Consider the following 18,330-nt stretch of genomic DNA (forward strand, 5'->3'; position numbering starts at 1 on the left):
TCCTCCCTATCCTGCACTCAAGGTCAATCAACGGCAATCAGCCGATTCGGAAACAGGAGGAGACACCATGGCCCGCATGAGAGCAGTCGATGCTGCCGCGGCAGTGTTGCGCAAGGAAGGCATCACGACCTTGTTCGGCATTCCCGGCGCGGCAATCAACCCGCTGTACTCGGCGCTGCGCAAGGACGGCAGCTTCAGGCACTACCTTGCCCGCCACGTCGAGGGCGCCTCGCACATGGCCGAAGGCTACACGCGCACCAAGGCCGGCAACATCGGCGTGTGCATCGGCACCTCGGGCCCGGCAGGCACCGACATGATTACGGGCCTGTACTCGGCGTCAGCCGATTCGATACCCATCCTCTGCATCACCGGCCAGGCGCCGCGTGCGCGCTTGTACAAGGAGGACTTCCAGGCCGTCGACATCGAGTCCATCGCCAAGCCCGTCACGAAGTGGGCCGTGACCGTGCGCGAGCCGGCGCAGGTGCCGCGCGTGTTCCAGCAGGCTTTCCACCTGATGCGCTCGGGCCGCCCCGGCCCGGTGCTGATCGACCTGCCCTTCGACGTGCAGATGGCCGAGATCGAGTTCGACATCGACACTTACGAGCCGCTGCCGGTGTACAAGCCCGCGGCGACCCGCGCCCAGGCCGAGAAGGCGATCGCGATGCTGAACGCCGCCGCGCGTCCGCTGATCGTCTCGGGCGGTGGCGTGATCAACGCCAACGCTGCCGCGAAGCTGCAGGAATTCGCAGAGATCATGGGCGTGCCGGTGATCCCGACGCTGATGGGCTGGGGCTCGATCCCCGACGATCACGCACTGATGGCCGGCATGGCGGGCCTGCAGACCTCGCACCGCTATGGCAACGCGACGATGCTGGCGTCCGACTTCGTGATGGGCATCGGCAATCGCTGGGCGAACCGCCACACGGGATCGGTGGAGGTGTACACGGAGGGCCGCAAGTTCGTGCATATCGACATCGAGCCGACGCAGATCGGCCGCGTGTTCGGGCCCGACTACGGCATCGTTTCGGACGCCGGCCTTGCGCTGGATCGCCTGATCGAAGTCGCCCGCGAGCTGAAAGCCGAAGGGCGGCTGCCCGACCGCCGACAGTGGGTCGAGGAATGTCAGGGCCGCAAGCGCACGATGCTGCGCAAGACGCACTTCGACGAGGTGCCGATGAAGCCGCAGCGCGTGTATGAGGAGATGAACAAGTCCTTCGGCCGCGACACCTGCTACGTCACGACCATCGGCCTGTCGCAGATCGCCGCCGCGCAGTTCCTGCATGTGTACAAGGAGCGCCACTGGATCAACTGCGGCCAGGCCGGCCCGCTCGGCTGGACCGTGCCGGCGGCGCTCGGCGTGTGCGCGGCGGACCCGAAGCGCAAGGTCGTCGCGATCTCGGGGGACTACGACTTCCAGTTCATGATCGAGGAGCTGGCGGTGGGGGCGCAGTTCAAGCTGCCCTACCTCCACGTGGTCGTGAATAACGCCTACCTCGGCCTGATCCGCCAATCGCAGCGCGGCTTCGACATGGATTACTGCGTGCAGCTGGCGTTCGAGAACATCAACGCACCGGAGACCGAAGGCTATGGCGTCGACCACATCGGCGTCGTCGAAGGGCTGGGCTGCAAGGCGATCCGCGTGCGCCAGCCCGAGGACATCGGCCCCGCCTTTGCGCAGGCCAAGGCGTGGATGGAGGAGTTCCGCGTGCCGGTGGTGGTGGAGATCATCCTCGAGCGCGTCACGAACATCGCGATGGGGACCGAGATCAACGCCATCAACGAGTTCGAGCCGCTGGCCGAGCGGCGCGAGGATGCGCCGACGGCCGTGGCCTTGCTCGATTGAACTCCCGCAGGGCGGGAGGAGCGAAGCGCATCCCGCCACGCGGCGCCCGAATCAACCACGAATCAAACGCTTACGGGAGAACCTGAACATGCCCAGATTCGCTGCAAACCTGACGATGCTCTTCAATGAGCTCGCCTTCCTCGACCGCTTCGAGGCCGCCGCCGATGCCGGCTTCAAGGGCGTCGAATACCTCTTCCCCTACGCCTTCAAGAAGGACGAACTCGCCGAGAAGCTCGATCGCTACGGCCTCACGCAGGTGCTGCACAACCTGCCGGCCGGCAACTGGGACGCCGGCGAGCGCGGCATCGCCTGCGACCCGTCGCGCGTCGGCGAATTCCAGGACGGCGTCGGCCGTGCGATCGAGTATGCACAGGCGCTGGGCTGCGGGCAGGTCAACTGCCTTGCCGGCAAGACGCCCGCCGGCGTCGACGCGGGCCGCGTGCGCGAGACCTTCATCGAGAACCTGCGCTTCGCCGCGGGCGAGCTGAAGGAAGCGGGCATCCGCCTGCTGGTCGAGCCGATCAACACCTTCGACATCCCCGGCTTCTACCTCAACCGCACGGCGCAGGCGGCGGAGATCCTGGAGGCGGTGGGCTCGGACAACCTCTTCATCCAGTACGACATCTACCACGCGCAGCGCATGGAAGGCGAACTGGCGAACACGATCAAGCGCTACCTGCCGCAGATCGCCCATATCCAGCTCGCCGACAACCCGGGCCGCAACGAACCGGGCACGGGCGAGATCAACTGGCGCTACCTGTTCGATTTCATCGACCGCAGCGGCTACGAAGGCTGGATCGGCTGCGAATACAAGCCGGCGACGACGACGCGCGAAGGATTGGGCTGGATCGAGGCGCTGACGCGCTGAGCGCCCCCGCCCCACAGAGACCACATCACATATAAAAGGAAAGGAGAAACCACCATGGCAAACATCGGATTCATCGGACTCGGCATCATGGGCACGCCGATGGCCCAGCACCTCATCGACGGCGGCCACACGCTGTTCGTGAACACCCACGGCAAGATGCCGCGCACGATCATCGACGCCGGCGCGACCGCCTGCGAGACCGCGCGCGAAGTCGCCGAAAAGTCGGACTTCATCATCCTGATGGTGCCCGACACGCCCAACGTCGAAGAGGCGCTGTTCGCAGCCAATGGCGTCGCCGCAGGCCTCACTGCCGGCAAGATCGTCATCGACATGAGCTCGATCAGCCCGGTCGCGACGAAGGTCTTCGCGCAGAAGATCAACGATCTGGGCTGCGAATACCTCGACGCGCCGGTCTCCGGCGGCCAGGTCGGCGCGAAGGCCGGCACGCTGTCGATCATGGTCGGCGGCAAGCACTCGACCTTCGAGAAGGCGCTGCCGCTCTTCCAGCTGATGGGCAAGAACATCACGCTGGTCGGCAAGAACGGCGATGGCCAGACCTGCAAGGTCGCCAACCAGATCATCGTCGCGCTGAACATCGAGGCGGTTGCCGAGGCGCTGCTGTTCGCGGCGAAGAACGGCGCCGACCCGGCCCGCGTGCGCGAGGCGCTGATGGGCGGCTTCGCTTCGTCGCGCATCCTCGAGGTGCACGGCGAGCGCATGATCAAGCGCAGCTTCGAGCCGGGCTTCCGCATCGAACTGCACCAGAAGGACTTGAACCTCGCACTGACCGTCGCGCGCCAGATCGGCATGTCGCTGCCGAACACCGCGACCGCGCAGGAACTGTTCAACGCCTGCGCCGCGCACGGCGGGGCCGGCCGCGACCACTCGGCGATGGTGCAGGCGCTGGAGAAGATGGCGAACTTCGAGATTGGGCAATGAGCGATCAGTAAGTCGCCCCACCGTTCGGACCGAACCTGTCGAAGCCCTGCCAACGCCCTTGGACAGGCTCGGTCCGAACGGCAATGTTCGATTGCCCAACTTTTCCCGCATGAGCCGCCGCCCGCTGGGGAATACGCGTAATACCGGATGTTCCCCGCACTGCGCTCGGAGGAACATCCCGTGGCGGCTTGCCGACAAATGCGAAAGTGCGCTGTCGAACGCGCTGAACGTGCTGCCGCCCGCCCCTGCCCTCCTTCCCCGATACGGATCCTGCCATGAGCACTAAAACCGACATCCGCGCCCTGCTGCGACAGATGTTCACCGCGGCAGTGGACGCCGCCCAGCCCGAACACTGCATCCCGCGCCACCTGCCCGCGCCGCCGAAAGGGCGCACCATAGTCATCGGCGCCGGCAAGGCCTCGGCTGCGATGGCGCAGGCATTCGAACGCAACTGGCCGGGGCCGCTCTCCGGTCTCGTCGTCACCCGTTACGGCTACGCCGTGCCCTGCGAGCGCATCACCATCGTCGAAGCGGCCCACCCCGTGCCCGATGCCGCCGGCCTCGCCGCGGCGCGCGCGATGCTGGAAACCGTGCAGGGCCTCACCGCGGACGACCTCGTGATCTGCCTGATCTCGGGCGGAGGCTCGGCGCTGATGCCGCTGCCGGGAGAAGGCATCACGCTGGAGGACAAGCAGGCGATCAACCGTGCGCTGCTGAAATCCGGTGCGACGATCTCGGAGATGAACTGCGTGCGCCGCCACCTCTCCGCGATCAAGGGCGGGCGGCTGGCCGCGGCCTGCCATCCGGCGCGCGTCGTCAACCTGTTGATCTCGGACGTGCCCGGCGACAACCCGATCGACATCGCCTCCGGCCCCACCGTCGGCGACCCGACGAGCTGCGCCGATGCGCTGGAGATCGTCGCGCGCTACGGCATCGATCTCCCGGCCGCGGCGCACGCGCTGCTCGAAAGCGGCGCGGGCGAATCGATCAAGCCGGGCGACGCGCGTCTCGCACGCGTGACCACCACACTCATCGCCACGCCGCAGATGGCGCTCGAAGCCGCGGCAAAGGTCGCCGCCTGCGCCGGGTTCACACCGGTGCTGCTCGGCGACAGCATCGAAGGCGAGGCGCGCGACGTCGGCAAGGTCATGGCCGGCATCGCATTGCAGGCGCGCCGCCACCGCCAGCCGGTCGCTGCCCCCTGCGTGCTGCTCTCGGGCGGCGAGACCACCGTGACCGTGCGCGGCAATGGCCGCGGCGGGCGCAACGTCGAGTTCCTGCTCTCGCTCGCGGTGGCGCTCGACGGCGAACCGGGCGTGCATGCGGTCGCAGGCGACACCGACGGCGTGGACGGCCTCGAAGAGATCGCCGGTGCCTTCGTCACCCCCGACACCCTCGCGCGCGCCTGGGCGCAGGGCATCCGCCCGCGCGACAGCCTCGCGAACAACGACGGCCACGGCTTCTTCGAGGCGCTCGGCGACTCGCTCGTGACCGGGCCGACGCTCACCAACGTAAACGATTTCCGCGCCATCCTGGTGCTGTAAACCACCGTCCCCGCAGGGCGGGAGGAGCCGAAGGCGCATCCCGCCGCGCGATTCGATCGACACACTGAACAAACACAGGAGAACACTCATGAAAACCATCAAGGCCCTCACCCTCGACGACGTCAAGCGCATCGCCGCCGCCGCCGAAGCCGAAGCGCTCCGCAACGGCTGGGCCGTGACGATCGCCGTGTGCGACGCTGGCGGCCACGCGCTGTGGCTGCAGCGCCTGGACGGCGCCCCGCTCTCGAGCTCGCTGATCGCACCGGAAAAAGCGCGCACCAGCGTGATGGCGGGCAAGCCGAGCAAGGCGCTGGAGGATATGATCAACGGTGGCCGCTATGCCGCGCTGGCGATGCCGGTCGTGCCGCTGGAAGGCGGCGAACCGATCATCATCGACGGCGCCGTGATCGGCGCGGTCGGGGTATCGGGCGTCAAGGCCTCCGACGACGCGCAGATCGCCCGCGCAGGCATCGCTGCCGTCGTCTGACCGGACAATGAACGCAGGGCGGGAAGCGAAGCGCATCCCGCCAGTCCCAACGGCCGGAAATGCCGCAACCGCCGCGTGGCGGGATGCGCTTCGCTCCTCCCGCCCTACGAATCGATTCGAGCACCACAGAACAACGAGGAGACACCCATGAGACGCCACCGCCAGTCGCGCATCCTCGCGACGCTCGGCCCGTCGAGCTCCACGCCCGAGCGCATCCGCGCGCTCGTCGACGCTGGCGCCGACGTGTTCCGCCTGAACTTCAGCCACGGCACCCACGCCGACCACGCAGAGCGTTTGCGCCAGATCCGCGAGATCGAACGCGAGGTCGGCCGCCCGATCGGCATCCTGATGGACCTGCAGGGGCCGAAGCTGCGCATCGGCAAGCTCGCCGAAGGCAAGGTCATGCTCGCGGCAGGCAGCCGCTTCCGCCTCGACCTCGACCCGGCCGAGGGCGACGCCACGCGCGCCAGCCTGCCCCACCCCGAGATCTTCGCCGCGCTCGAGACCGGCACCGAGCTGCTGCTCGACGACGGCAAGCTGCGCCTGCGCGTGGATGCCTTCGGACCCGATTTCGCCGACACCACCGTACTCGTCGGCGGCGCGCTGTCCGACCGCAAGGGCGTGAATGTGCCCGGCGTCGTGCTGCCGATCTCGCCGCTGACGCCCAAGGACCTCGCCGACCTCGACTACGGCCTGTCGCTGGGCGTCGACTGGGTCGCGCTGTCCTTCGTGCAGCGCCCCGAGGACGTCCGCGAGGCACGCGAGATCGTCGGCGACCGCGCGTGGATCATGGCCAAGCTGGAAAAGCCCGCCGCGATCGAGCGCCTGGACGAGATCGTCGCGCTGGCCGACGGTGTCATGGTCGCGCGCGGCGACCTCGGCGTCGAACTGCCGCCGCAGCAAGTGCCCATCCTGCAGAAACGCATCGTCCGCGCCGCCCGCGCCGCCGGCAAACCGGTCGTCGTCGCGACGCAGATGCTCGAATCGATGATCAGCTCGCCCGTGCCTACCCGCGCCGAAGCCTCCGACGTCGCCACGGCGATCTACGACGGCGCCGACGCGGTGATGCTGTCCGCCGAATCCGCATCCGGCCAGTATCCGGTCGAGGCGGTCACGATCATGGATCGCATCATCACCCAGGTCGAACAGGATCCCGAGTGGCGCACCGGGCTCGCAGCGAGCCACACGCCCGCGCAAGCGAACACCCCGGACGCCATCTGCGGCGCACTGCGCGGCATCACCGCGCTGCTCGCCCCGGCGGCGACGGTCGCCTATTCCAGCAGCGGCTTCAGCTGCCTGCGTGCGAGCCGCGAGCGCCCGGGCACGCCTATCCTCGGTCTCACGCCGCATCTCGCCACCGCCCGCCGCCTCGCGCTGGTGTGGGGCGTGCATCCGGTGCCCTTCGAGGACGTGCATGACGTCGGCGAAATGGTGCAGCACGCCAGCGCCGCCGTGGTCACGCACGGCTTCGCGCAGCCCGGCGACGACGTCGTGATCATCGCCGGGTTGCCCTTCGGCCGCAGCGGCAGCACCAACCTGCTGCATGTCGTGAAGATTCCGAAGTAAGCCCGTCCGGCAGGCCGTTCCACACCGGGACGGCCTGCAAATGCGTCGCATTTCGACTACATCGATAGGAGGGCACTACGCCCGATCCTACAAGGAGAAGTCGATGAAAGACGCAACCGTGCTCGTTGCACGCATTCTTCTCGCGTTCATGTTCATCATCGCCGGCTGGGGCAAACTCGGCGCCGGCTACGCGGGCACACAGCAGTACATGGCCTCGATGGGCGTCAGCGGCGCCCTGCTGCCGCTCGTGATCTTCGCCGAGCTCGGCGGCGGTCTCGGTGTGCTCTTCGGCGCCCTGACGCGCCTCGCGGCCGCCGGGCTTGCTGCGTTCTGCATCCTCAGCGCGATCTTCTTCCACACCAACTTCGCCGACCAGACGCAGTCCATCATGTTCATGAAGAACTTCGCGATCGCGGGCGGGATGCTGGTGCTGGCCGTGCATGGCGCAGGCGCCTGGAGCCTCGACGCGTGGTGGCAAGCGCGCAGGAGCTGAACCGGTGGGGCGGCGCCACGGCCACGCGACCGGCGACACGGATCGCGCTCGGCTGAACGTCGGGTCGAGACGCGATCGCCCCGCCCGCCTCTTCAGTTGAAACCGGGCTCGAAATCCGCGGACGCAGCCTCGCCCGCCCCGATCGGCGGCCGCGCCTGCACCGCGGCGAGAATCCCCGCCAGGATCTCCGCCGGCGGCGGCGGACAGCCCGGCACCGTCACGTCCACCGGGATCACGTTAGCCACGCCGCCGCAGCTCGCGTAGCTCTCGCCGAAGATCCCGCCGCTGCAGCCGCAATCCCCCACCGCGACGACGAGCTTGGGCGCCGGCGTCGCGTCGTAGGTGCGCCGCAGCGCGACTTCCATGTGGCGCGACACCGGCCCGGTCACCAGCAGCATGTCGGCATGGCGCGGGCTGGCGACGAAGCGGATGCCGAGGCCCTCGATGTTGTAGTAGGGGTTGTTCAGCGCATTGATCTCGAGATCGCAGCCGTTGCACGACCCGGCATCGACGTGCCGGATCGCCAGCGCGCGGCCGAGGATCGCGAGGAGGTCCGCGTGGATCGCGTGTGCGGCACGGTGCGCGCCCTCCAGCGGTTCGGGCGGCGGCTCGGTGACACGGCCGCGGCGGGCGATGTACTTCAGGATGTGCCACATTACAGATCCTGCCCCGAGTAGCTCAGATTGAAGGACTTGTTGATCAGCGGGAAGTCGGGAACGATGTTGCCGATGATCGCGTGCTCCAGCACCGGCCAGTTCTGCCACGACGGATCGTGGCAATGGCAGCGTGCGATGCGCCCCTGCGCGTTGGTCTCCAGCGCGACGAACACTTCGCCGCGCCAGCCTTCGATCCAGCCGGCGCCGACACCGTCCCGCACGACGAGGACCGGCTCATGCACCGCCCCGCCCGGCAGACCGGCGACGAGCGCGTCGATCATCCGCAGCGACGCGAAGCACTCCTCGAAGCGCATCGCGACGCGGGCCGCGACGTCGCCGTTGCGATGCGTGCAGGCCGTGACCGCGAGACCGTCGTAGGGCGGCCACGGAAAGTCCGCCCGCAGGTCGGCTGTCTGCCCGCTCGCCCGTCCCGCTAGCCCCGTCAGGCCCAGGCGCTGCGCGAGCTCCGGCGTGACGCGGCCGGTCGTGACGAGCCGGTCCTGCAAGCCGGCGTGTTCGTCGTAGATGTCCTTCAGCTCGGCGACCTCGCGCGCGATCGCCGTCACCTGGCGGCGCAGCTTCACGCAAGCGTCCGCATCGAGGTCGCGCGCGACCCCGCCGGGACGGACGCAATCCATCAGCAGGCGATGGCCGAAGCACTCGCGGTTCAATCGCAGCCAGTCCTCGCGCAGACGCGAAAACTGCGCGAGGGCGAAGCCGAACGCCGCGTCGTTGCCGAGTGCGCCGAGGTCGCCGAGATGGTTCGCGACGCGCTCGCGTTCGAGCAGCAGCGCGCGCAGCCACGCCGCGCGCTGGGGCGCCTTCACGCCGGCGAGCGATTCCGTCGCCATCGCGTAGGCCCACGCATACGCAACGGTGCTGTCGCCCGACACCCGCCCGGCCAGCCGCGCGCCCTCGTCCGTGTCCATGCCCATGAAGCGGCGCTCGATGCCCTTGTGCTTGTAGCCGAGCCGCTCCTCGAGCCGCAGCACCTTCTCGCCCACCACCGAAAAGCGGAAGTGCCCCGGTTCGATCGTGCCGGCGTGCACCGGCCCGACCGCGATCTCATGCACGCCGTCGCCGTCGACAAGGACGAAGGGGTAGGCATCGGCCTGCGGCTCGAAGTGCTCCTGGCCAGTGTTCCCGATGCGCAGCGGGAAATAGTCCGCCGGCCACGCGCCGTGACGCAGCCACGGGCGGTCGTCGGCTGCATCCTCGGCCTCGATGCCGACCAGGTCGCGCGCGGCGCGCTGCATGCGGATCGCCGCAGGGAAGAAGCGCGAGATGTCCGGGTAGGCGGGTTTCGCCGCATCCAGCCCGAGCTTCGCCCACAGCAGCCCGTCCGCTGTCGCATACGCCGCCGACACCGCGAAACCGTCGCCGGTGGCACGCTCGTCGCTGCCCCACAGGCTCACGAGCCGCCCCCTGGCCTCCGCCACGGCCAGCGCGAGCGCGCTCCACTGCGCGGCATGCACCCGCGCGCCGAAGATCGGCAAGGGCGCATCGAGTCGGTCGAAGCGGCAATCGAGTCCGAAAAACTCCATGCTCAGCCTCCGATCATCTGGGCCGCCTGGCGGTACCAGCCGTCGAGGTAGGGCGGAATGTAAAGCCCGAGCAGCAGCGCGAGCCCGAGATGGACGAACACCGGCAGCAGCGCCGGCGGGTGGGCGAGCGGGCGCAGCGAGGTCTCGCCGAACACCATCGGCTGCACGCGCCCGAAGATCGCGGCGAACGCGACGCCCAACGCCACGAGCAGGAAGGGCGTGGCCCACGGCGCCTCGCGCATCGCCGTCGTCAGGATCAGGAACTCGCTTGCGAACACGCCGAAGGGCGGCATGCCGAGGATCGCCAGCGAACCGAGCATCAACCCCCAGCCGACCGTCGGATTCACCTTCAGCAGGCCGCGGATGTCCTCCATCGCCTGCGAACCGGCCTTCTGCGCGGCGTGGCCGACGGCGAAGAAGATCGCGGACTTCACCAGCGCATGCACCGTCATGTGCAGCAGCCCGGCGAAGTTCGCGATCGGGCCGCCCAGGCCGAACGCGAAGGTCATCAGCCCCATGTGCTCGATCGACGAGTACGCGAACATGCGCTTGACGTCGCGCTGGCGCGACAGGAAGAAGGCCGCGACGACAACCGTGACGAGGCCGAAGCCGATCATCATGCGCCCGGGCAGGCCGTTCGCGAGCGCCCCGTCCGCCAGCACCTTGCAGCGCAGCAGCGCGTACAGCGCCACGTTCAGCAGCAGGCCCGACAGCACCGCCGAGATCGGCGTCGGGCCTTCCGCATGCGCGTCGGGCAGCCAGTTATGCACCGGCACCAGGCCGACCTTGGTGCCGTAGCCGAGCAGCAGGAAGACGAAGGCCAGCGACAGGATGCCGGGATCGAGCAGGTGCTTGGACTGCGCGAGGTGCGTCCACAACAGCGCCCCCTCGCCGCCCCCGATCGCGCGCTCGGCGGCGAGGTAGAGCAGGATGGTGCCGAACAGCGCCTGCGCGATGCCCACGCCGCACAGGATGAAGTACTTCCACGCCGCCTCCAGGCTCGCCGGGGTGCGATACACCGACACCAGCAGCACCGTGGTCAGCGTCGCCGCCTCCATCGCCACCCACAGGATGCCGAGGTTGTTGGTCGTCAGCGCGACCAGCATCATGCCGTTGAAGAGCTGGTACATGCTGTGGAAGAGCCGCATGCGCCCGGGCGTCATCTTGCCGTGGTCGCGCTCGATGCGCATGTAGGGCCGCGAGAACAGCGAAGTCGTGAAGCCGACGAAGGCGGTCAGGGTGACGAGGAAGACGTTGAGCGGATCGACGAAGAACCACTCGCCCCACACCGTGAGCGGCCCGTCGCGCACGACGATCACCGTGAGCCAGACGGAGGCGGCCAGCGTGAGCAGGCTCATGCCGGCGTTCAGCTCCCCGGCCCGCTCGCGGTGGCCCCACAAGCCGAGCAGCACGCCGCCCAGCAGCGGAGTCGCGAGGACGAGGACTAGGGGATCCATCAGTCTTCCTTCAGCTTTTCGAGATGGCGGATGTCCAGACTGTCGAACTGCTCGCGGATCTGGAACATGAACACGCCGAGGATCAGGATGCCGACCAAGACGTCGAACGCGATGCCCAGCTCGACGATCATCGGCATGCCGCTGGTTGCCGCGGTGGCCGCGAAGAACAGGCCGTTCTCCATCGACAGGAAGCCGATCACCTGCGGCACCGCCTTGGCGCGCACGATCATCATCAGGAAGGACAGCAGCACGCAGGCGAGCGCGATGCCCAGCGTGCCGCGCGCGACCGACTCCGACAGCCCGGCGATCGGCGCGGCGAGATTGAACGCGAAGATCACCAGCACGATGCCGATCAGCATCGTCGTCGGGATGTTGAACAGCGTCTCGACGTCCCAGCGCACGTTCAGGCGCCGGATCACCCGGTGCAGCAGGATCGGAATCAGGACCACCTTCAGCACGAAGGTCAGCACGCCGGAGAAGTACAGGTGGTGCTGGCCGGTGAGATACCCGACGATCAGCGTCGCCGCCGCGAGCGCCGCGCCCTGCAGCGTGAACAGGTGGATCAGCGTGAGGATGCGGCGCTGCGCGATCATCGCGAACGCGAGCACCAGCAGCACCACCGCGAAGAGGTTGATCGACTGGGAGAGGAGCGTGTTCATGAGCGTCTATGCTCCAAGCAGCACATGCACCAGCAGCGCGATCACCGCGAGCAGGAAGGCCGTCGCGAGGAACTCCGGCACGCGGAAGAGCCGCATCTTCGCGTTGATCGTCTCAATCAGTGCCAGCAGCACACCGCCGACCGCCAGCTTCACGACCAGCATCGGAATCGCGAACAGGATCGCCAGCGGCGTACCCGCCTCCGCGACGCCCCACGGCACGAACAGCGCGAGGCCGATGCACGAATACGCGAACAGCTTCAGCGACGCCGCCCATTCGACCAGCGCCAGATGGCGCCCCGAATATTCCAGGATCAGTGCCTCGTGGATCATCGTCAGTTCGAGGTGCGTGGCGGGGTTGTCGACCGGCACGCGCGCATTCTCCGCCAGCGACACCATCGTGAATGCGACGCCCGCCACCGCCAGGCTCGGGTAGATCGCGAAGGGCTGGTGCGCGAGCGTCTCGACGATCATCGCAAGCGAGGTCGACTGCGTGATCAGCGAGGCCGAGAACAGCACCATCAGCAGCGCCGGCTCGGCGAGGAAGCCGATCAGCATCTCGCGCCGTGCCCCCAGCGTGCCGAAGGAGGTGCCGATGTCCATCGCCGCGAGCGAGATGAACACGCGCGCCAGTGCGAACAGGCCGACCAGCGCGATCGCGTCGGCCGCGGGCGCCAGCGGCAGGTCGGTCGACAGCGTCGGCGCGATGCCGCACGCGAGCGCCATGCAACCGAACATGATGTAGGGCGCGACGCGGAAGATCGGCGTGGCGTGCTCGGCGACGACCGATTCCTTGTTGAAGAGCTTGTGCAGCACGCGGTAGGGCTGAAGCAGGCCCGGCGCGCGCCGGTTCTGCAGCCACGCGCGCCACTGGTTCACCCACCCCGTCAGCAGCGGCGCCAGCGCCAGCGCGAGGAGAATGGCGAGCAACTGCGCGAACAGGCCGACGATGCTCATGATTTCACCACCACCAGCAGGACCATCAGGGTCACGAAGCTGTACAGCAGGTAGATCGCGATGCGCCCCTGCTGTAGCCGCCCCACGACGCGCGCGATGCCGGCCGTGAGGCGCGCGACCGGCAGGTAGAGCCAGTGCCAGAAATGGTCCTCGATCGTGACGCGATAATGCGGTTTCGCGTCGAACGGCGAAGGCAGTTCGCGTCGCATGCGGAAGAAGGGCTCGAAGATCTGGCGGATCGGCTGGCCGAAGCCCTCGGCCGTATCCTGCATGCGCGCCGTTTGCGCCGGATAGCCGCAGTCCCATGCCGGCGCGCGGCGCAGGCGTCCGTGATAGAACTTGCGCACGAGCACCGCCGCGAACAGCACCGCGACGCTGACGACCAACAGGAACACCAGCGGGCTGTAGCTCGCACGGTCGGGCGAACTCGGCGACAGCAGCAGCCAGCCGTTCGCACGCACCGTCTCGGCGATGCCGCCGCCCACCAGCAGCTGTGTGACGGGGTCGATGAGACCGATCGCCGCCACCGGGAACAGGCCCAGCAGCACACAACCCGCACCCAGCCAGACGAGACCCGCGCGTTCGAGCGGCGATGCCGGATGCGCGTCGGCGAGCTTGGGCTCGCGTGGCTGGCCGAGGAAGATCACGCCGTAGAACTTCACCATCGTGTAGCCGGCGAGCGCCGCGACCAGCGCGATGCCCGCGGCGAGCACCGGCACCAGCATGTTGAGGAAGGAGTCCGGCAGGCCCGTCGTGAACAGGAAGCTCTGCAGCAGCAGCCATTCCGACACGAAGCCGGAGAACGGCGGCAGCCCCGAACTCGCCAGCACGCCGACGAGCGACAGCCACGCCACCCAGGGCATGCGCCGCATCAGGCCGCCCAGCTTGCCCAGACTGCGCTCGCCGGTCGAGTGCAGCACCGAGCCGGTCGCGAGAAACAGCAGACTCTTGAAGAAAGCATGGCCGAGGGCGTGGTACAGCGCCGCCGTCAGCGCCAGCGCCGACAGCGCCTTCATGCCGTAGGCGTTGAACAGCACGCCGAGGCCGATGCCGACGAAGAGCAGGCCGATGTTCTCGATCGACGAATACGCGAGCAGGCGCTTCATGTCCGTCTGCACCGCGCTGAACACGACGCCGTACAGCGCGGTCGCGAGGCCGACCGCCAGCAGCAGCACGCCCCACCACCACTGCTGCGCACCGAGCAGGTCGAAGCTCACGCGCAGCAGGCCGTAGATCGCGGTCTTCAGCATCACGGCGCTCATCAGCGCGGACACGGGCGACGGCGCTGCCGGATGGGCTTCCGGCAGCCACACGTGCAGCGGCAGGATGCCCGCCTTCGCGCCGAAGCCGACCGTCGCGAGCAGGAAGGCGACCGACGCCCACAGCGGCGACAGCGACTGCGCGCGCATGTTGGCGAAGGTGTAGTCGCCGGTGTTCGCCTGCAGCACGCCGAAGCACAGCAGGATTCCGATTGCGCCGATGTGGGCGATGAGCAGGTACAGGAAACCCGCCTCGCGGATCGCCGGCACGCGATGGTTGGCGGTGACGAGGAAGAACGAGGACAGCGCCATCGTCTCCCACATCACCATGAAGGCGTAAGCGTCGTCGGCCAGCACGACCAGCGCCATGCTGGCGAGGAATAGGTGGTATTCGAGGCACATCAGGCCGGGCGGCGTGCCCTCGCCGTGGCGGAAGTAGCCCGCGGCGAAGACCGAAACCCCGACCGAGATCGCGCCGATCACGAGCAGGAAGAAGGCCGACAGCCCGTCGAGCCGCAGGTGGAAAGGCAGGTCCGGCAGCCCGATGGCGAGCACCGCGGTTTCCGGAGTGCCGAGCAAGCCGGCGAAGGCGAGCCCCGCGAGCGCCATTCCCAGAGCGGCGCCGGCCGGAAAGAGCACGCGGGCGACGAACGCGGTGTTGCGCAGCACGCCGATCCCGGCAAACCCCAGTATGAGCCAGCCGGCGATAACGATCAGGATCCAGTCGAGAAGCAGCACGCCCCCTCCCCGATATCAGCGGCGGCGACGGTCGACGATCCAGTCGTCGGGGCCGCGCTCGCGTCGTCGTTCGAGACTGTGCTGGATGCGCTGTGCGAGCGGGACCAGCCCGATGGGATGCGCGGCCGAGAGCGCCTGCGCACGCTCCAAAAGTTCCCTGCGCCCAGGCGGGAAATGCCTGTCCTTGCTCGCGAAGACGATGCGATTCGAATCCTCGCCCGCACGCACGACGACGACACGGCCATCGAAGCTTTCGCGGATACGCGACGCGTGCACGCCGTAACGCGGATCGCCGGACCACAGGTTGAGGACCACCATCCCGCCCTCCGCAAGCATCGCGCAGCAGTGATCGTAGAAACCGGCCGAGCACAACTGGCCCGGAATGCCTGCGACATCGAATCCGTCGACGATCAGCACGTCGGGCGACTCGCCCGGATTGCGCACGTAGTCCGCACCGTCACGACACAATACCCGCAAACGCGGGCCATCCTGAGGAATTCCGAACGCTTCGCGCAACGCAATCACATCCGGATTGATCTCGACCGCCGTGACAGTCGTTTCGGGCAAGTTTTCGAGGCAATACTTGACCAGCGAACCGCCGCCCAGGCCGATCATCGCGATGTGGCGCGGGGCCGGGTGCAACAGCAGGAAGCCCATGATCGAGCGCGTGTAATCGAGCACGAGCGCACCGGGATCATCCACCGCCATCTGGCTCTGGATCGTGACGCCGTCGAACTGCAGCGAACGCTGGCCGTCGACTTCGACGATGAAGGGTCGCCCGTCACCGCGCCGGGACATCAACCCGCACCAGCCGACCATATCCTCCCTGTCGCCCACTTGCTGCACTCCCTGAGTGTGCCATTGCGTTTGCATCAGTTGCACACTACATTATTATCCTTGCTGCTTTCAATGTTAATTTGATGTTAATCGCAACTCCGGCCACCGCGTGATGAAAGAGAACCGAACCGCCCGCCTGACCCTGCTGATCGATCCGGAAAAGAAGAAAATCTTCGAGGAAATCTGTGCCGGCAAGGACTTGACGCCCTCGCAGGTGGTACGCCGACTGATCCGCCAGTACGTGCAGGAGAATGCCGGCAACAGGACGCTGCCGGAGTGGCTGAAGGACGACTGAGGCGTTCCGCCCGGTTCCGATTTCCGGCGGGATGACCGCCGGGCAAATCCCCCGGGCGTCCGGGTGCCCCGCCCGCTCAGGGCATGCGCCGGCGGATATCGCCCGATGCCGCCGGGTCGGCCATGCGGGCCGTCACCAGCCCCGGCAGCTCCTCCGCGCGGTCGAACAACCGTTGTGCGGCAACGAGGGCACGCGGCATGCCCCAGCGCACCACCGCCATGCGCCCGTCGAAGTGCTCGACGATCGCGCTGCAGCTGTCCACCCAGTCGCCGCAGTTCAGGTAACGCACGCCCTCGATCTCGCAGTCCGCGGCCCAGTGGATGTGCCCGCAGATCACCCCGTCCAGCCCCTTGCGACGCGTCGCGTGCGCGATCGACGCCTCGAAATCGAAGATGAAGCTCACCGCGCGCTTCACCTTCTGCTTCGCGTAGCCCGCCAACGACCAATAGCCCGGCCGTCTGAGCACGCGCCGCACGCGCGACAGCCACAGGTTGATGCGCACCAGCGTGTTGTAGGCCACGTCGCCCAGCAGCGCGACCCAGCGGTGATGGCGCGTGACCTGGTCGTACTCGTCGCCATGCACGACCCAGTAATGGCGGCCGTCGGCTGCCTCATGCACCCACTCGGATTCGACGCGGATGTCGCCGAACGCGATCCCCGCATACTCGCGCAACGCCTCGTCGTGGTTGCCGGGAACGAGGAACACCTTGCAACCCTGGCGCGCGCGCCGCAGCACCTTCTGCACCACGGTGTTCTGCATCACATTCCACTGGATGCCGCGGTTCATGGCCCAGAAATCGACGATGTCACCGACCATGTAGAGGTAGTCGGACGGATGCTCGCGCAGGAAGTCGAGCAGCGGCCCGGCCTGGCACGCGCGAGTGCCGAGATGGACGTCGGAGATGAAGACGGAGCGGACCTGGGGCATTTCGCTAGCGCACCGTGGCCTTGAAGGGAAGAAAGTCGGGAAGCGCGGACTGCGCCTCGTCCACCACACGCTGCAGCAAATTTGCAAAACGGTCGTTGATGCGCTCCCACTCGAGCGATTCGCTGCGCTTGCGGGCCGCCAGCGCGATCCGCGCGCGCAGCTCCCCGTCCGACGCGGCGACCACCGACTCGGCCACGAAGGCCGTCGCCGCACCGGGCCGCACCAGCATTCCGTCGCCCCCGCTGGAGATCACCTCGGCGGCCGCGGCGCAGTCGTAGGCGACCACGCACAGCCCGCTCGCCATCGCCTCCAGCGTGACGTTGCCCCAGGTTTCCGACAGGCTGGGGAACAGGAACAGGTCGCCCGACGCGTAGTGCGCGGCCAGATCCCCGCCCCGGCGCGCACCGGCAAACACGACATCCGGGTTGCCCTCCTGCAGCGCCTTGCGCAGCGGCCCGTCGCCGACGATCACCAGCCGCGCGGCGGGCCTGCGGCGGCGGATCGCGGCGAACGCCTCCAGCACCAGCGGCAGGTTCTTCTCCGGCGCGACGCGCCCCACCCATACCACCACCGGATCGTCCGCCCCCGCACCCCAGGCCTCGCGCAGCGCCGCGCTGCGGCGCGCCGGGTTGAACATATCCGTATCCACCCCGCGCGCCACCACCTCCACGGAACGGTAGCCGCGCGCGCGCAGATCCTGCGCCATCGCGCGCGTCGGCACGAAGGTCACGGCGGTACGGTTGTGCATGCGCTTGAGCCACGCGGCGACGGGTCGCTCCAGCCAGCCCACGCCATAGTGCGCGCTGTAGCTGTCGAAGTTGGTATGGAAGTCCGACGTCACCGGAATGCCGAGACGGATCGACGCCGACACCGCCGACCAGCCCAGCGGCCCCTCGGTCGCCACATGCACGAGGTCCGGCCGCTGGCGCGACCACAGGCGGAAAAGCCGCGTGCGTGCGGGCAGCCCGAAGCGCAAGCCGTCGTAGTTCGGGATCTTCATCCCGTGCGCCAGCACCTCCTCGAAACCCGGGCCATCCGCCGCCCGGTCAGACAGGGCCTGGCGCGGGCGCACGAGCTGCACCCGGTGCCCGCGCGCGATCAGGCCATCGACCATGCGCCCCAGCGTCATCGCCACGCCGTTGATCTCCGGCGCCCAGGTCTCGGTGACCAGCGCGATGCGCAGGCTGGGCCGCAGGCAGCGTTCTTCGGTCACGAAATCGACGTCTTTCATGAACCCGAACGCTAACGGGCGGAAACGAAAAA

At 68.0% G+C, this 18,330-nt stretch carries 17 protein-coding genes; 8 read left to right on the plus strand and 9 right to left on the minus strand.

Annotated elements, in window-relative coordinates:
- The first annotated feature begins 67 nt into the window (after positions 1–67).
- From gcl to F464_RS0125675, 7 genes are all read left to right on the plus strand, one after another.
- Complete coding sequence (gcl, locus tag F464_RS0125645) at positions 68–1,843, plus strand: glyoxylate carboligase (RefSeq protein WP_018992729.1); 1,776 nt, start codon at positions 68–70, stop codon at positions 1,841–1,843.
- 88 nt (positions 1,844–1,931) lie between these two features.
- A complete protein-coding gene (gene hyi / locus F464_RS0125650; RefSeq protein ID WP_018992730.1) occupies positions 1,932–2,711 on the plus strand; it encodes a hydroxypyruvate isomerase in 780 nt (259 codons plus the stop codon).
- A 54-nt stretch (positions 2,712–2,765) separates the two neighbouring features.
- Entirely contained in the window at positions 2,766–3,650 is an 885-nt protein-coding gene (glxR, locus tag F464_RS0125655) for a 2-hydroxy-3-oxopropionate reductase (protein WP_018992731.1), read from the plus strand.
- A gap of 275 nt (positions 3,651–3,925) precedes the next feature.
- Positions 3,926–5,194 carry a glycerate kinase type-2 family protein gene (locus F464_RS0125660; RefSeq protein WP_018992732.1) on the plus strand — a complete coding sequence of 423 codons (1,269 nt, stop codon included), beginning with the start codon at positions 3,926–3,928 and terminating at the stop codon, positions 5,192–5,194.
- An 88-nt stretch (positions 5,195–5,282) separates the two neighbouring features.
- On the plus strand, positions 5,283–5,681 hold the full coding sequence (locus F464_RS0125665; protein WP_018992733.1) for a GlcG/HbpS family heme-binding protein: 399 nt from the start codon (positions 5,283–5,285) through the stop codon (positions 5,679–5,681).
- Between the two features lie 147 nt (positions 5,682–5,828).
- On the plus strand, positions 5,829–7,247 hold the full coding sequence (gene pyk / locus F464_RS0125670; protein ID WP_018992734.1) for a pyruvate kinase: 1,419 nt from the start codon (positions 5,829–5,831) through the stop codon (positions 7,245–7,247).
- A gap of 103 nt (positions 7,248–7,350) precedes the next feature.
- Positions 7,351–7,740, plus strand: a complete 390-nt coding sequence (locus tag F464_RS0125675; protein WP_018992735.1) for a DoxX family protein — start codon at positions 7,351–7,353, stop codon at positions 7,738–7,740.
- Between the two features lie 92 nt (positions 7,741–7,832).
- Here F464_RS0125675 and F464_RS0125680 read toward each other — a convergent pair whose 3' ends face one another.
- The 7 genes from F464_RS0125680 to F464_RS0125710 are packed head-to-tail and all read right to left on the minus strand — an operon-like array spanning position 7,833 to position 15,844.
- Positions 7,833–8,396, minus strand: a complete 564-nt coding sequence (locus F464_RS0125680) for an NADH-quinone oxidoreductase subunit B family protein (RefSeq protein WP_018992736.1) — start codon at positions 8,394–8,396, stop codon at positions 7,833–7,835.
- Complete coding sequence (locus tag F464_RS0125685) at positions 8,396–9,940, minus strand: hydrogenase large subunit (protein ID WP_018992737.1); 1,545 nt, start codon at positions 9,938–9,940, stop codon at positions 8,396–8,398. Before F464_RS0125685 ends, F464_RS0125680 begins: the two co-directional genes overlap by 1 nt.
- A gap of 2 nt (positions 9,941–9,942) precedes the next feature.
- Positions 9,943–11,397, minus strand: a complete 1,455-nt coding sequence (locus F464_RS0125690) for a hydrogenase 4 subunit F (protein WP_018992738.1) — start codon at positions 11,395–11,397, stop codon at positions 9,943–9,945.
- On the minus strand, positions 11,397–12,056 hold the full coding sequence (locus F464_RS0125695) for a formate hydrogenlyase (protein WP_018992739.1): 660 nt from the start codon (positions 12,054–12,056) through the stop codon (positions 11,397–11,399). Before F464_RS0125695 ends, F464_RS0125690 begins: the two co-directional genes overlap by 1 nt.
- Positions 12,057–12,062: 6 nt before the next feature.
- Complete coding sequence (locus F464_RS0125700; protein WP_018992740.1) at positions 12,063–13,010, minus strand: respiratory chain complex I subunit 1 family protein; 948 nt, start codon at positions 13,008–13,010, stop codon at positions 12,063–12,065.
- Positions 13,007–15,007, minus strand: a complete 2,001-nt coding sequence (gene hyfB, locus F464_RS0125705; protein ID WP_018992741.1) for a hydrogenase 4 subunit B — start codon at positions 15,005–15,007, stop codon at positions 13,007–13,009. Before hyfB ends, F464_RS0125700 begins: the two co-directional genes overlap by 4 nt.
- 15 nt (positions 15,008–15,022) lie before the next feature.
- Positions 15,023–15,844 (minus strand): spermine/spermidine synthase domain-containing protein, encoded by an 822-nt coding sequence (locus tag F464_RS0125710; RefSeq protein WP_026296332.1) that lies wholly within the window; start codon positions 15,842–15,844, stop codon positions 15,023–15,025.
- 112 nt (positions 15,845–15,956) lie between these two features.
- Here F464_RS0125710 and F464_RS0125715 point away from each other — a divergent pair, with 112 nt between their 5' ends.
- Positions 15,957–16,139, plus strand: a complete 183-nt coding sequence (locus F464_RS0125715; protein WP_018992743.1) for a hypothetical protein — start codon at positions 15,957–15,959, stop codon at positions 16,137–16,139.
- A 76-nt stretch (positions 16,140–16,215) separates the two neighbouring features.
- Here F464_RS0125715 and F464_RS0125720 read toward each other — a convergent pair whose 3' ends face one another.
- Both F464_RS0125720 and F464_RS0125725 read right to left on the minus strand, forming a co-directional pair.
- Positions 16,216–17,067 (minus strand): UDP-2,3-diacylglucosamine diphosphatase, encoded by an 852-nt coding sequence (locus F464_RS0125720; protein ID WP_018992744.1) that lies wholly within the window; start codon positions 17,065–17,067, stop codon positions 16,216–16,218.
- A 4-nt stretch (positions 17,068–17,071) separates the two neighbouring features.
- Positions 17,072–18,298: a glycosyltransferase family 4 protein gene (locus F464_RS0125725; RefSeq protein WP_018992745.1), complete on the minus strand. Its 1,227-nt coding sequence runs from the start codon at positions 18,296–18,298 to the stop codon at positions 17,072–17,074.
- Positions 18,299–18,330 lie beyond the last annotated feature (32 nt).

The organism is Aromatoleum toluclasticum ATCC 700605, assembly GCF_000378245.1.
Lineage (GTDB): Bacteria > Pseudomonadota > Gammaproteobacteria > Burkholderiales > Rhodocyclaceae > Aromatoleum > Aromatoleum toluclasticum.

What these genes read in the sequence shown, in the direction of transcription:
- gcl (WP_018992729.1), top strand. Translation starts at nt 68, where the DNA reads ATGGCCCGCATGAGAGCAGTCGATGCTGCCGCGGCAGTGTTGCGCAAG.
- hyi (WP_018992730.1), top strand. Translation starts at nt 1,932, where the DNA reads ATGCCCAGATTCGCTGCAAACCTGACGATGCTCTTCAATGAGCTCGCC.
- glxR (WP_018992731.1), top strand. Translation starts at nt 2,766, where the DNA reads ATGGCAAACATCGGATTCATCGGACTCGGCATCATGGGCACGCCGATG.
- F464_RS0125660 (WP_018992732.1), top strand. Translation starts at nt 3,926, where the DNA reads ATGAGCACTAAAACCGACATCCGCGCCCTGCTGCGACAGATGTTCACC.
- F464_RS0125665 (WP_018992733.1), top strand. Translation starts at nt 5,283, where the DNA reads ATGAAAACCATCAAGGCCCTCACCCTCGACGACGTCAAGCGCATCGCC.
- pyk (WP_018992734.1), top strand. Translation starts at nt 5,829, where the DNA reads ATGAGACGCCACCGCCAGTCGCGCATCCTCGCGACGCTCGGCCCGTCG.
- F464_RS0125675 (WP_018992735.1), top strand. Translation starts at nt 7,351, where the DNA reads ATGAAAGACGCAACCGTGCTCGTTGCACGCATTCTTCTCGCGTTCATG.
- F464_RS0125680 (WP_018992736.1), bottom strand. Translation starts at nt 8,396, where the DNA reads ATGTGGCACATCCTGAAGTACATCGCCCGCCGCGGCCGTGTCACCGAG.
- F464_RS0125685 (WP_018992737.1), bottom strand. Translation starts at nt 9,940, where the DNA reads ATGGAGTTTTTCGGACTCGATTGCCGCTTCGACCGACTCGATGCGCCC.
- F464_RS0125690 (WP_018992738.1), bottom strand. Translation starts at nt 11,397, where the DNA reads ATGGATCCCCTAGTCCTCGTCCTCGCGACTCCGCTGCTGGGCGGCGTG.
- F464_RS0125695 (WP_018992739.1), bottom strand. Translation starts at nt 12,056, where the DNA reads ATGAACACGCTCCTCTCCCAGTCGATCAACCTCTTCGCGGTGGTGCTG.
- F464_RS0125700 (WP_018992740.1), bottom strand. Translation starts at nt 13,010, where the DNA reads ATGAGCATCGTCGGCCTGTTCGCGCAGTTGCTCGCCATTCTCCTCGCG.
- F464_RS0125715 (WP_018992743.1), top strand. Translation starts at nt 15,957, where the DNA reads ATGAAAGAGAACCGAACCGCCCGCCTGACCCTGCTGATCGATCCGGAA.
- F464_RS0125720 (WP_018992744.1), bottom strand. Translation starts at nt 17,067, where the DNA reads ATGCCCCAGGTCCGCTCCGTCTTCATCTCCGACGTCCATCTCGGCACT.
- F464_RS0125725 (WP_018992745.1), bottom strand. Translation starts at nt 18,298, where the DNA reads ATGAAAGACGTCGATTTCGTGACCGAAGAACGCTGCCTGCGGCCCAGC.